Annotated in this window: 7 protein-coding genes; 4 read left to right on the plus strand and 3 right to left on the minus strand. The window is 52.8% G+C overall.

The annotated features are described in order from the left end of the window. Positions 1-29: 29 nt before the first annotated feature. The 3 genes from F5984_RS11250 to F5984_RS11260 form a co-directional block, all read right to left on the minus strand. Entirely contained in the window at positions 30-476 is a 447-nt protein-coding gene (locus F5984_RS11250; RefSeq protein ID WP_152124335.1) for an HYC_CC_PP family protein, read from the minus strand. Between the two features lie 130 nt (positions 477-606). Then, complete coding sequence (locus F5984_RS11255) at positions 607-2,355, minus strand: RagB/SusD family nutrient uptake outer membrane protein (protein WP_152124336.1); 1,749 nt, start codon at positions 2,353-2,355, stop codon at positions 607-609. A 47-nt stretch (positions 2,356-2,402) separates the two neighbouring features. Next, a complete protein-coding gene (locus F5984_RS11260; RefSeq protein ID WP_185155484.1) occupies positions 2,403-5,648 on the minus strand; it encodes a SusC/RagA family TonB-linked outer membrane protein in 3,246 nt (1,081 codons plus the stop codon). Between the two features lie 267 nt (positions 5,649-5,915). Between F5984_RS11260 and F5984_RS11265 the strand changes: the two genes are divergently transcribed. The 4 genes from F5984_RS11265 to F5984_RS11280 all read left to right on the plus strand — a co-directional run bounded on the left by F5984_RS11265 (position 5,916) and on the right by F5984_RS11280 (position 13,812). Continuing rightward, entirely contained in the window at positions 5,916-9,596 is a 3,681-nt protein-coding gene (locus tag F5984_RS11265; protein ID WP_152124337.1) for a VCBS repeat-containing protein, read from the plus strand. Positions 9,597-9,629: 33 nt separating this feature from the next. Further along, a complete protein-coding gene (locus F5984_RS11270; protein WP_152124338.1) occupies positions 9,630-10,649 on the plus strand; it encodes a glycoside hydrolase family 113 in 1,020 nt (339 codons plus the stop codon). Between the two features lie 54 nt (positions 10,650-10,703). After that, a complete protein-coding gene (locus tag F5984_RS11275) occupies positions 10,704-11,369 on the plus strand; it encodes a 3-keto-disaccharide hydrolase (protein WP_152124339.1) in 666 nt (221 codons plus the stop codon). 184 nt (positions 11,370-11,553) lie between these two features. Beyond that, the gene (locus F5984_RS11280; RefSeq protein ID WP_152124340.1) at positions 11,554-13,812 is read left to right on the plus strand and encodes a PAS domain-containing sensor histidine kinase; all 2,259 of its coding nucleotides are present in this window, start codon (positions 11,554-11,556) and stop codon (positions 13,810-13,812) included. Positions 13,813-13,970 lie beyond the last annotated feature (158 nt).

The raw sequence follows: 13,970 nt of genomic DNA on the forward strand, positions 1-13,970 counted from the left end.
ATACCGGCATTTGCACATTCATCAACGATCTATATCAGGAAGCTTTGCACCAGTGCCAGCAATTGGCGGCCATGGGCGGCAGGAGGGGCATTGGGGGCATGAATGACAACTGACTCATCCTGAGAAAACATCCAGTTGAGGAGAGCCGTAACCAGCGTTGTTACACTCGTAACAACCGCTTCTGCCATTATTTTGAAGAACTTGGCTACTAACTGACTCAACGACGAGCCAATGTCAACTTTCTCGTAGCGTTGTTCTTCCTGGCAGCAATCCGCTTTTTTAACAACGGGCTGTGCCGAAGCAGGCTGAGCTTTGGCTGTGGGGCAACCCACACAACCTGTTTTTTCAGCGCCTACCAATGAAATTTTCTTGCCCCGCATCTGGCACGAGTGCTCAACGAGCCCAAAACCTGTACTACTCAGTAGTACGACTACGGCCATCAGCACATTGACAATACGGAACAATTGGCGTTTCATAATGGGCCAAATGTAAAAATAAGATTAAATGAAAGCAAATTTTTCGCGCAAACGGTAGGTGTATCTGTTTACAAAAAAGAAAGATCGCCAGGGGCGATCTTTCTTCCGTTTGACAGTAATCGGATCAATCTTAGTATCCTGGGTTCTGCTTCAGCACGTCTTTACCCTGAATATCGATCTGAGCCTGCGGAATGGGCAGTAACTCATCCTGACCAGCGGTGAACGTAGCACCACCCAGCGTAGTTGGCAGACGCGACGCAGCGCCTTCGTACTGCAGGTACGCGTTCAGCGTTTGTGCAGCAATACCCCAGCGAACCAGGTCGAAGAAACGGTGTCCTTCGTCGCCCAGTTCCAGACGGCGCTCAAAACGCAGAGCTGCTGTAGCCGAAGCTTTGCTAGCAAATACCGATGCAGGGTACTCATTGATAACATACTTAGCAGCCGGCGTACCGCCCGTCCGGGTAACGAAACCAGCTGGGTTAGCCGCGCGGTTACGTACCATATTCACGTACTCACGAGCTTTAGTGAGCGAACCTACTTCGATTTCGCACTCAGCTGCCATCAACAGAACGTCAGCATACCGGATAATCGGTACGTTCAGAGCCGTATAGCCTGGCGTCCATGAGCTGTTATCCTGCAGTGAGCCACGGTCCGACTTGTAGTACGTAAACTTCTTCGGTGAGTATGGGCCACCGTTCGGCTGATTACGAATCCAGTCGGCACCTGGGTGGTCCATCCAGTCGAGGTAAGGAATACCCCGGCGACCTACCGTGTGGTCGAGACGTGGGTCAAGGTTACCTGCATCCGGCGTAAAGGCGTCCTTCGACAGCACACCCATATCGTTTTTCACGGCATTGGCTGCTGAGTTGTACGAACCGTCGAGCAGAGGCAGACCGTTGGCATCGGTACGGAACGAGTTCACGTACTCGAAGCTGGGCTGGTTAAAGCCGCAGCAGTTACCCGGACCGTTCGGACCCGTGTTGTACGGATAGTTCAGGTCAAACTCAGGGTTGGCGTTGTTTACGTTACCCGTGTTGGCAGCTGCCTGAATAGCGAATACTGACTCTTCGTTGTTGTCGTTCGACGCCTTGAACAGGTCAGCATACTTCGGCACCAGGCCGTACTTCTTACCGTTCGACGTTTTACCGTTAGCAATGATCAGATCGAACAGAGCTTTTGCATCAGCATACTTCTTCTGATACAAGTACACTTTAGCCAGCTGAGCAGCCGCGCCCCACTTGTTGATCCGGCCAGCCGCCGACTGGGTTTCGGGCAGGTTCTCGTAAGCGAACTTAGCGTCGGCTTCGATTTTTGGCCACAACTCCTGATCGTTTTTCACTTTCTCGATACCGGTACCGTAATCAACCGTCTCGTCAATGTACGGTGTGTTACCGTACAGACGCTTCAGGTCGAAGTAATACAGAGCACGGAGGAAGCGCGTTTCAGCAGTTATCCGCTTCTTTTCGTCGGCCGACATATCAGCAGGCGCGTTCTTGAGCAGGTTCAGTGTGGTGTTACACCGGGCGATACCTTCGTACTTCCGCTGCCACGTACCCGCTACTTCACCGGTTGAGATGGTCTCAAAGCGCTGAATGGGGTTGATCGACGAGAAGTCACCGGGGTCAGTTCCTTTGTTGGCATCGCCACCGCGGATACCACCCCACACCCAGTTCGAGAAAGATGCCAGACGGTCACCACGACCGTTCAGAATCGAATATGCACCGATCAGTGAGCCTTCGATACCGGCTTTTGAGCTCAACTGCGCTTGCGCCAGCTGACCCGTAACGGGCACCTCCAGAAACGTATCTTTACACGAAACAGTTGCCAAACTCAGGGTCGTTGCGGCACCCAGAATAAAGAGTTTTTTATTGTGTCTCATTGTGTGATTAAGTTGAAATGCGGGGTACTTACATACCCCTTTTGTTTTTAGAATGACAGAGAAACACCGCCCAGTACGCTACGAGTAATTGGGTAGTTTCCTACATCAATACCAAAGTTAGTATCAGCGTTACCACCTACGCTTGGGTCAAGACCCTGGTACTTCGTGATCGTGAACAGGTTGTTCGTTGATACGAATACGCGCAGACGCTGCAATTTGATTTTGTTCAGAATGCTGCTTGGCAGGTTGTAGCCAAACGACAGGTTCTGCATCCGGAAGTACGAACCGTCTTCTACGTAGTACGAGTTCGACTGGGTGTTGGTGCTGAAGTTCGAAGCAGATTCGAAAATGGGCACAGTACCACCGGTGTTCTCAGGTGACCATGAGTCACGTACGCGGGCGCTGATAGCTGCACCGGCAAACGATGGGTAGAAGTCGGTGAACCACTTCGATACGTTGAAGATCTTGTTACCGATTGAGGTGTAACCATACATTTCAACGTCGAAACCACGATACGTAAAGCGTAGGTTCAGACCACCCGTGAATTTCGGAACGGGGCTACCGAGGTAGGTACGGTCGTTCGCATCGATAACACCATTGCCATCAATATCAGCATACCGGAAACGGCCTGGAGCGGCACCTTCCTGCTTCGGAGCAGCGTCTACTTCAGCTTTGCTCTGGAATAAGCCCATCACCTGATAGCCATAGAACGCTGACAGTGAGTAGCCCAACTGGTTCCGAATCGGGTTGATACCCCGGAAACCTGGGTTTACAGTAGTCAGGTAAGTCAGACCCGGAGCAAGGTACTCAATTTTGTTGCTCAGGGTGCTGGCAGTAATGTTCGCTTCGTACCCTACTTCGGCACCGATTTTACCACGGGTAATTACCTGAAGGTCAATACCCTGGTTACGCATTTTACCAATGTTTACCGATGGAGCCGAAGCGTATGTACCGATTACGTCAGGAATAGGCACCTGGAACAGAAGGTCCTTGGTGTCTTTCCGCCAGATGTCGAGGATAACTTCCAGGCGGTTGTTGAAGAACGAACCATCGAAACCGATGTTGCTCGTGATCGAGGTCTCCCACTTAGCATCGGGGTTACCGATCCGTGAGCGGTAATAACCGTCAACCGTGCTTGAGTTCGAACCGTTGATATCGTAGGCTGAGTTGCCGAGGTTAGCGGCATACAAGCTGTACTGGTTAGCTGGGTCAACGTTGTTTGAGTTACCCATCAAACCATAACCACCCCGTACTTTGAACTCAGTCACCCACGGGAGGTCTTTCATGAACTCTTCTGACGACATCCGCCATGCTACCGAAGCAGCCGGGAACACACCATAGCGGTTGTTGGCACCGAAACGGCTTGAACCGTCGCGACGAATCACACCCGTTACGATATACTTATCGTTGTAGATGTAGTTCAAACGACCGAACAGTGAGTAGAAGTTAACCCCTTTGAACTGACCGCTGTTTACCTGACGGCCTGTTGAAGCCACCGTGCTCAGCGTGATGTAGTTCGGGTCAGTAGAGAATGGGTTCTGTCCGTTACCATTGATGTTGCGACCAACACCCGTGTTCAGGGCTTCCTGACCCACAATTACGTCAACGCCGTGTACACCGAACTTACGCTTGTAAGCCGCCGTGTTGGTCAACACCCAGGCAAATGAATAGCCACCACCTTCGTTGTAGCCAAATGCTGAGTTGTTCTCCGAGTTTTCGTACTGCAAACGCGTGTAGCCATAGTTGTAGAAGCTACCGTACTGACCACCCACCGTGCTACGCAGGGTCAGGTTTTCGATCGGATCAACTTCGAGGTAAATGTTACCAAAGCCCAGCGTGTTGAAACCACGGTTGTTGGCCAGACCCTGACGGCCGGCTACCGGGTTACGTGGGTTGTTGAAGCCTTTGGCAGCCGTACCCGCATATCCACCGAACTCGTCGTACACCGGAATGATTGAAGGCATACGGAAAGCCTGCAGAATGTCGTTTTCGTCGGCAGCTACACCCTGACCGTTACCAGCACCGCCCTGACCTAATACAGACAGGTACGTAAACTGAACGTTCTCACCAATCCGAACTTTCTTACCCAGATCAAATTCTGAGTTAGCCCGGAATGAGTAGCGCTTGAAGTCGTTGTTCAGAAGGATACCCTGCTGATTCTGAGCGCTCAGACCAATGTAGAAACGGCTTCCTTCGCCACTGCCGGTAAAGCCCAGACCATGACGCTGTACAGCGGCTACCCGCGTAACGGCATCGTACCAGTCGGTACCTTCTTTGTTGGCCCGAACTACCTGATAGATAGCACCAGCCGCTGGGTTGATGTTATACTTCAACCGCTCAGCCGCCAGATCAACGCTACCTACTACACCTGCACGACCCCCTACGTTAATGAAGTCAGGGATAACCGGTGTAGCACCCGTACCAAATTGTGGGTGGCTGTAAGCAGGAGCTGTTCCGTTCTGGAACGCCGTGTTGCGGAACTGACGCCAGGTCCAATCGGCAAACTCAGTTGGCTTCAACATCTCCTGGCCTTTGCCCGGATCGGTTGCACCAATCTGACCGTCGTACGTTACCTGCAATTTCTTGGGTGTCTTCGAGCCCTTCCGGGTCGTAATAACGATAACGCCGTTGGCAGCACGCGCACCGTAGATCGACGCAGCCGCAGCGTCTTTCAGTACGGTGGTTGTCTCCACGTCGTCAGGCGCTACGAAGTTCACCGAACCAACAGGCACCCCGTCTACTACGTACAGAGGCTCGTTACCACCGAAGGCACCGAAACCCCGCACCCGTACCTGGCTGTTGGTACCCGGCTGACCGTTGGTAATAACCGTCACACCCGAAACGCGGCCCTGGAGCTGCTGCTCTACGTTACCCGAAGGCTGCGCCTGCAGTGCCCGCGCTTTTACCGTCGAAACGGCACCGGTTACGGTACGCCGATCGTCAGTGGTATAACCCGTTACAACAACTTCCGACAGAGCGGTTGCATCGTCTTCGAGGGTAATGTTCACTTCAGAGCGGTTACCTACTGCTACTTCCTGGCCTTTGTAACCGATTGCAGAAATAACAAGTACCGGGTTTGCGCCCCGCAGGTTCAACGCGTACGCACCGTTTGCATCGGTGGTCGTACCAGTCGTTGTTCCCTTAATCACAATGTTCACCCCAGGAACGGGGCCATCAGCACCGGTGATTTTCCCAGTAATCCGGCGGTCCTGGGCCATCACCACAATGCTACTGAACAGCATCAGTGTGCATAACAGCGCAGCCTGAGATAGCCTGTAGAGAGTTGTTCTCATGTACCTTGATGTTTTTTAAGGTTGGAATTAATTGGTAAAACGGCATTTATACTCACCACGCAAAAGTAAAACATCTGAAGCCCATACTCGAACTTTTTTTTAATATTTTCTTTTTTTAATCCCATCTAAAACTGTTCATAAAAAATGTGACTGACAGCCAACTTATTGGCCTTGAAATGCCTACAGGCTCGTTTTTGGCCTTTTTTGTGTTAGGATGATTGCTATTTTTTTTTGTAGTTTGCTCTCAGATTTTGTTCTTCATTACTCATGCTTCGTGAATTACGCGCCCATATTTCCATTTTAGTTACTCTCATTATAATCTCCTCTTGTAAACAGGAGACGCCCTTATTTACACTTGTACCGACATCTGAAACCGGTATCACGTTTAGTAACCGCATTACCGATAACGACACCTTTAATATTGTCGATTTTGAGTATATATACAATGGTGCAGGGGTAAGTATTGCCGACTTCAATGGCGACAGTTTGCAGGATATTTTTTTCACCGGCAATCAGGCTACCAACCGGCTCTACATCAACAAGGGAAAAAAAGGAGGGGCTTCGCTTCAGTTTGCCGATGTGACCAAGCAGGCCGCCGTTGATGGAAACGGTAAATGGTGCTCCGGTGTAGCCCTTGTCGACATCAACAATGACGGCCGAATGGACATATATGTCGGTGCAACCGTAAGCAAAAATGCGGCCCGGCGTGAAAATTTACTGTTCATCAATGAAGGCAACCAAACCGGTGCCGATGGCCTTTCGGTACCAGTATTCAAAGAGCGGGCCCGCGAATACGGCATTGCCGACGATGGGCACACCACCCATTCTGCCTTTTTTGACTACGATAACGACGGAGACCTTGACCTGTACGTACTTACCAACACGATTGAGCAATACCCCAACGCGTACCGGACCAAAGTAAAGGACGGTTCGTCGGCCACTACCGACCGACTGTATCGGAACATGACCGTCGAGCGAAAAACCGGTAAAGCAAGTGCCCCGGCCGGAACCCCACTTTTTGTCAATGTATCGCGTGAGGCTGGTATCCTGACCGAAGGGTACGGGTTGGGCGTTTCAATTGTTGACATCAACCGCGACGGCTGGAAAGATATTTACGTCACCAACGACTACATCACCGACGATCTGCTTTATATCAACAACCAGAAAGGTGGGTTTACCGACCGGGCGGCTGATTACTTCAAGCACACCAGTAACTCGGCTATGGGCAACGATGTGGCCGATATTAATAATGATGGGTTAGCCGAAGTGGTAGCCGTGGATATGCAACCCCGCGATAATTACCGCAAAAAAATGCTGATGGGGCCCAACAGCTACCAAAACTACCTTAACAATGAGGAATTTAAGTACAATTACCAGTATGTGCGCAATACACTTCAGCTGAACGGTGGTCCGCGCCCCGGTAGTAAAGACCCTGTTTTTTCGGAAATCAGCCTGCTGGCCGACGTAGCCGAAACGGACTGGAGTTGGTCTCCCCTACTGGCCGACTTTGACCATGATGGATACCGGGACTTGATGATTACGAACGGGTTTCCGAAGGACATTACCGACCGCGATTTTGTCAGCTTTCGGCAGGAGAGCGGGGCGGTAGCCACCAAAAGTTATCTGCTGAGCCAAATTCCAGTGGTTAAAATCAGCAACTACGCGTTTCGGAACCGCGCTGGCGACTCGGACGACGAGCAGCTACTGTTCGACGACGTGACGCAGGACTGGGGTCTGTTCAAACCGTCGTTTTCAAACGGGGCGGCCTACGGAGACCTCGACAATGATGGGGATCTGGATTACGTCACCAACAACATCAACGACTCGGCCTTTGTGTACCGCAACAACCTGATGGAGCAGAAAGCCGGTCAGACAAGCTACCTCCGCGTTGGATTTGTAGGAACCGAGTTCAACCGAATGGGGCTGGGAGCCTTGGTTGAAATCGATTACAAAGATGCCAAAGGTGTAGCTCGGCGGCAGGTTTACGAACATAGCCCGTATCGGGGGTATCTGTCATCAGTGGAACCGTTTGCACACTTCGGTCTGGGCACCATCAAAACCGTCGACCGGGTACGTATTATCTGGCCGGGGATCAACGGGCAGCCTGCCCGCCAGCAGGTGCTGACGAACGTAAAAACAAATCAGGTTCTTACCGCCGATGCCCGAAACGCCAACGAGCTGTACCAGCCTGAAACACGCGGGGCAGCCCCGAGCCCACTGCGCGACATTACCGACTCCGTTGGGGTTCAGTTTGTGCATCAGGAGCCGGAATACATCGATTTCAACAACCAGAAACTCCTGCCCCACAAACTGTCGCAGTTTGGCCCAGCGGTAGCGGCTGGCGATGTCAACGGCGATGGTCTGGACGATTTCTTTGTGGGGGGCTCGCGCCAACATAGTGGTACGTTTTTCCTCCAGCAAACCAATGGGCGGTTTACATCGCAACCTCTCCAGCCGGGACCAACACCCAACCCACTCAAGCCGGAAGAAGACATGGGCGTTCTCTTGTTCGACGCCGATACTGATGGTGACCTCGATCTGTACATTGCCAGCGGTAGCTGTGAAGATAATGCTGGTGCCCCGACCTATCAGGATCGACTTTACGTGAACGACGGCAAAGGCCGGTTTACCCTGGCAACCGGTAGCCTACCTGCCAATACCACCAGTAAGTCGTGCGTAAAAGCCGCTGATTTTGACCGCGATGGCGACCTTGATCTGTTTGTGGGTGGCCGTGTGGAGCCAGATCAATACCCCAAGCCAGTTACGAGCCTGCTTCTTCGTAACGATACACCCAAAGGCGGTACAGGAGCTCCCCGGTTTACCGATGTTACGGCAAAGGTGGCCCCGGCCCTGCAAAACGTGGGGCTGGTGTGCGATGCCCTCTGGACCGACCCTGACAACGATGGTTGGCCTGATCTTATGCTGGCGGGCGAGTTTATGGCGCTAACCCTCCTGAAAAATGGCCAGAAACAACCCTTTGCGGCTGTACCCATCTCACCCGACGTGAAAGGCTGGTGGAACTCGCTCACACCCGGCGACTTCGACGCCGACGGGGACATCGATTACATTGCCGGAAACCTCGGCCTCAATGCCCGAATGCGGGCGAGTAAGCTCGAACCGGTGCGCCTGTACGCGGGCGATTTCGACAATAATGGTTTCTACGACGCTATTCCCACTATTTTCATCCCCGAAACGGCCAACGAAGGGGCTCCGCGCAAAGAGTACACATTTCACGGCCGCGACGACCTTATTAAGCAGATGATTGTGATGCGGAAGAGGTTTCCGCTATACAAAGATTTTACCACCGCCAGTATCGACAAACTTCTGACCGAAGAGGAGCACAGTAAAGCGATGGTTCTCGAAGCCAATGAGTTTCGCTCTATGTACCTCGAAAACAAAGGGGTTGGCCCCGACGGCAAAGCCCAGTTTGCCATGCATCCGCTGCCCGCAATGGCGCAGTTAGGGCCTATTTTCGGCATGGTTGCTCAGGATGTTGACAATGACGGCAATCTCGATGTGGTGCTGGTTGGCAATGATTATAGCGGAGAGGTGTCGATAGGCCGGTACGATGCCCTCAACGGGCTCTGGCTCCGCGGCAACGGTAAAGGTGGATTTACCCCAACGACCGCAGCAGCCAGTGGTTTTTACGTGCCGGGCAACGCCAAAGGGCTGGCTCAGCTCACTGATGCAAAGGGCCGCCCGCTACTGGTAGCCACCCAAAACCGGGGCAAATTGTGTATCTTCCGACAAACAACGCCCAGCCGAAGCATCCGGCTACAACCCAACGACGCCAGTGGGCTGGTTACGCTGCCTAATGGCAAGCGGCAACGGGTCGAGTTTGGATATAGTCAGTCGTTTTTATCGCAGTCGGCTCGCCAGCTGGTATTGCCTCCCAACGTCAAGTCCGTTGTGATTACCGACGGATCGGGCAAACAGCGGCAGTTATAACCGCATTTTTCACCTTTTTTCTGAACCCGTTTCATGCAACTTTCATTGGTACTGCTGCTTTTGGGAATTCTGAGTTGCCAGTCGGTGGCCTCGTACCGCACGCAGGAGCCAAAAATGAAAGGCGTGAATCTGGTGGCCCCACCCCGCCAACCCGCGCCCGATGCCCTGAATGGCCCACGGCAGGTGGGGGCCGACTGGGTTGCCGTGATTCCGTACGGATTCTGCCGGCAGGGCGACCCGCACTTTTACTACAGTGGCAACCCACCACCGGGCAAGCGGAATATGGGACAGTGGTGGGGCGAAACTCCGCAGGGAGTGGCCGAAACCATCCGAATGGCACGGGAGCAAAACCTGAAGGTGATGTTAAAACCACACGTCTGGATGATGGGCGGCTCACACCTCGACCTGGCCTTTACCAACGAGGCCGATTGGCAAACGTTTGAAACGGATTACACGAAGTACATTCTGCACCACGCGCACCTAGCCGATTCGCTCCGGGTCGATCTATTTTGCATCACGACCGAGCTGGATCGGTTCGCGGTAGCCCGGCCTCAGTTTTGGAGCCGTCTGATTAGTCAGGTCAAAGCCATTTACAAAGGCAAACTGACCTACGCGGCCAATTGGGATCGGTACGCCCAGATTCCGTTCTGGCACGAACTCGACTACATCGGCGTCGATGCCTATTTTCCGCTTTCAGACAGCCCGACCCCAAGTGTGCGGGCTATGAACCGGGGCTGGAAAGACCACATACAGGCATTGAGCGAGTTAAGTGGCGAGAAGCAGAAGCCAATTCTGTTTACGGAGTTTGGCTATAGAGCCTGCGACTACACCGCCCGGAGGCCCTGGGAGTCGGACACGGACTGTACACCCAACGAACAGGCGCAAGCGCAAGCCTACTCCGCCCTGTTTGAGTCAGTATGGCATCAGCCCTGGTTTGCGGGTGGGTTCGTCTGGAAATGGTTCCTGACCGACTCGCCCCACACGCGCCACCCCGACCAGTATAGCCCACAGCACCGGGCGGCCGCCAGTACGCTTAAAACTGCCTGGCATTAGATAAGCCACCCGTTTGTCTTATACCCGCAAACGCTTGTCTGGTTCTTTCTACGCATGAAACGTATCCTTATCCTTCTGACGCCGGCCGTGATGCTGGCCTGTGCCACCCCCAAATCCAACGTGTCGTCGACCTCAGGCGCCCGCAGCCAGAAAGGCGACGGTTGGGTGAGTTTGTTTAACGGCAAAAACCTCGACGGTTGGAAAGTAGCCGAAAACCCCGCTACGTTCTCGGTTCAAGATGGTGCCATTGTGGTATTCGGGCCTCGGGCACACCTGTTCTACGATGGGCCGGTTAACAACCATACGTTTAAAAACTTTGAGTGGAAAGCAACCGTAAAAACCATGCCCGGCTCTAACTCAGGCATGTTTATTCATACCGGCTACCAGGAGAAAGGTTGGCCTGCCAAAGGCTACGAAATTCAGGTAAACCAAACCCATACCGACTGGCGTAAAACGGGTAGTGTGTACGCCCTTCAGGACGTGAAAGAGGTATTCGTGAAAGACGACGAGTGGTACACCGAGCAGATTACCGTGCAGGGAAAAATGGTTACGGTACGGATCAACGACAAGATCATCAACCAGTACACTGAGCCCGACAGCATCAGCAATAAACCCAACATTGCGCGCAAACTGAGCAGTGGTACGGTGGCTTTACAGGGTCATGACCCCAAAAGCAAAGTGTTGTTCAAAGACATTATGATTCGGGTACTACCCGACTAAATGTACTTACTCTCCGGCAAAACACCTCTCCCAACCGAGAGGTGTTTTTTTATGAGACATCGTACCGGTTCTGTACTAAAATCACCTTAAGACCAGGGAACGTCATTGCCGAAGATCGCCAGAAGCCCTATCTTCGTTACAATGTCTGAGCAGACACTTCCTCTGGTTTACCGTAACGAATTGAATGAATTTACTTACCAAAGCTTTACTGGAGTCTACACCCGGCCCTTTGGGGGTGTTCCAGGGTTTAGCCAGCCCTGAGGGCACCCTTGTCGACTTACTTCTGGTTGAAGCAAACCCCGCAGCGCAGCACTGCTGGAAACTCCCGGATGCCTCTGCTCAGACACCAACGCTTTCGTCGTTAGTACCCAGCCTCGCCCCTAATTCGTATCGTCAGATACTGAATACCTTACATCAAACTGATTCTCAGACCCACTGGCTCTCCCTGTCCGGCGAATCGGGGCGGCTGTCGTTCCTGAAATTACCCGACAGCCCCGATATTCTGGTCGGCGTCCATGGGCAAATGGCGGCTATCGAACCCGATACAACTGACGCCGATCATCTGCCACTCGCAAAACAAAACGAACTCCTCCGATCGGTACTCGACAGCTCGCAGAGCCAGATTGCCGCATTTGAAGCCATTCGAAACGAGGCCAACGAAATTGTGGATTTCCGGTACGTGCTGCAAAATGAAACCAACCGCCGGACAACCCAACGCGACGACCATCAGGTGATTGGCCACACCATGCTCGAGTATTTTCCGCACACGGTCGAAACAGGCGTATTTGCCCATTATGCGCAGGTTGCCGACACCGGTACCCCCGCCCGGCTCGATATTCCGTACCAGTACGATGGACTATCAGGGTATTTTGATGTATCGGTTGTGAAGTGGGGGGATGGGATTGTACTTACCATTCAGGATAAGCCGGAAAGCTGGGAGGCCGAGCAACAACGCAAACATCAGGCAGAACTGCTTCAGCGCGTAATAGACCACTCGCCGGTGGGTATTATTCTGGCCGAAGCCATTCGGGATGAGACAGGCGACATTGTAGACTTCCGGTATTTGCTCACCAACTCGTTTAATGCCGGGCTGATGGGCCTTACTGTTGCCGATATGGCCGGGCGACTGATTAGCTCACTATTTCCAAACTGGCAGACCATACCCCTTTTCGAGACATTTTACACCGTCGCCCAAACCGGTGAAAGCCAACGGTATTCGTTCGAATATAACCATTTCGGAACGCGCGGTTGGTTTGAAGGGTCGTTTATCAAGCATGGCGACGGGGTTCTGTTCACATTTCTCGACGTATCGGCCATCAAGCAGGCTGAGGTCGACCAGGAAATTCTGGCCAATCAGCTCGAAGCCATCCTCGATAACTCGCAAACGGCCCTCTCGCTACACGAAGCCATTCGGGACTCGGCTGGCAAAATTGTGGACTTTCGGACCGTACGGGGGAATCGACTGGCGCGTGAAATCTGGGGCCCACTGACCGAGACCATTTTAGCCAAGCCCTTTAGCCAGGTACCCAATCCTACCTACGAGGCCGATTTTGCGCGGTACTGCCGGGTTGTAGAAACCGGGCAACCCGAAACCGTTGAGTTTACGTACGGCCCGCAAACGTTCCTAATGGCCACCGGTAAGCTGGGCGACGGCGTAGTAATCTCGTTTATCGACATCAGCGAAGTTCGACGGTCGCGCCAGCAACTTGAGGTTGTGATTCAGGAGCTGAAACGTTCCAACGAAAGCCTGCAACAGTTTGCCTACGTGGCCTCTCACGATTTGCAGGAACCCCTCCGCAAAATCATGGCCTTCGGCGATTTACTCACCGAACGACATCACAACTCGCTGGATACCAACGCCGTAGATCTGGTGCAACGAATGCAGCAATCGGCCCGGCGGATGTCGATGCTGATTCGGGACCTGCTCGATTACTCGCGCATCTCGACCCAGAAAGACCAATTTGAACCGATTAACCTAAATCTGGTCATAACCGATGTGCTGAACGATCTGGACTTACTCATCCGCGACTCGGGAGCCAGCATTCAGATAGAGCAGCTACCTACTGTTCAGGGGTCAGCATTGCAGATGCAGCAATTGTTTAACAACCTGATAAGCAATGCTCTGAAGTTTCAACAAAGCGACCTATCACCCCTCGTTTTGGTTAGTTGCCAGCCTGCCAACCCCAACGAACTTCCCTCTGACCTGAACCCCAACGGGCGGTATTGGCAGATTTCGGTGCAGGATAATGGTATTGGCTTCGAGAAACAGTACGCTGAACGCATTTTTCAGGTTTTTCAGCGACTCCACAGCAAAGCCAAATTTGTGGGTACAGGCGTCGGCCTGGCGATTTGCCGCCGGGTGGTCGAAAACCATAACGGCGCCATTCGGGCGACGAGTGAACTGGGTAAGGGCTCGGTGTTTACCATTTGGCTACCGGCTTAGAAGCTGTTTGAGTTAGCGATTTGAGACCGTAGGTAGCAGATTTTGGTTGCTGACAAGCCAATTTTTGCCGGTCGTAGCGGTTGCTACGGCCCAAAAAAGTGGCGCAGACAGCGACCAAAAGCTGCCCTCACGGGCCAAAGTGATTGACTCAAACAGCT

It is taken from the genome of Rudanella paleaurantiibacter (assembly GCF_009184635.1).
In the GTDB taxonomy this organism is placed as follows: domain Bacteria; phylum Bacteroidota; class Bacteroidia; order Cytophagales; family Spirosomataceae; genus Rudanella; species Rudanella paleaurantiibacter.

Bases quoted from the DNA above. Each gene is read 5' to 3' on its own strand.
- F5984_RS11255 (WP_152124336.1), bottom strand. From the start codon at position 2,355: ATGAGACACAATAAAAAACTCTTTATTCTGGGTGCCGCAACGACCCTG.
- F5984_RS11280 (WP_152124340.1), top strand. From the start codon at position 11,554: ATGAATTTACTTACCAAAGCTTTACTGGAGTCTACACCCGGCCCTTTG.
- F5984_RS11260 (WP_185155484.1), bottom strand. From the start codon at position 5,648: ATGAGAACAACTCTCTACAGGCTATCTCAGGCTGCGCTGTTATGCACA.
- F5984_RS11250 (WP_152124335.1), bottom strand. From the start codon at position 476: ATGAAACGCCAATTGTTCCGTATTGTCAATGTGCTGATGGCCGTAGTC.
- F5984_RS11270 (WP_152124338.1), top strand. From the start codon at position 9,630: ATGCAACTTTCATTGGTACTGCTGCTTTTGGGAATTCTGAGTTGCCAG.
- F5984_RS11265 (WP_152124337.1), top strand. From the start codon at position 5,916: ATGCTTCGTGAATTACGCGCCCATATTTCCATTTTAGTTACTCTCATT.
- F5984_RS11275 (WP_152124339.1), top strand. From the start codon at position 10,704: ATGAAACGTATCCTTATCCTTCTGACGCCGGCCGTGATGCTGGCCTGT.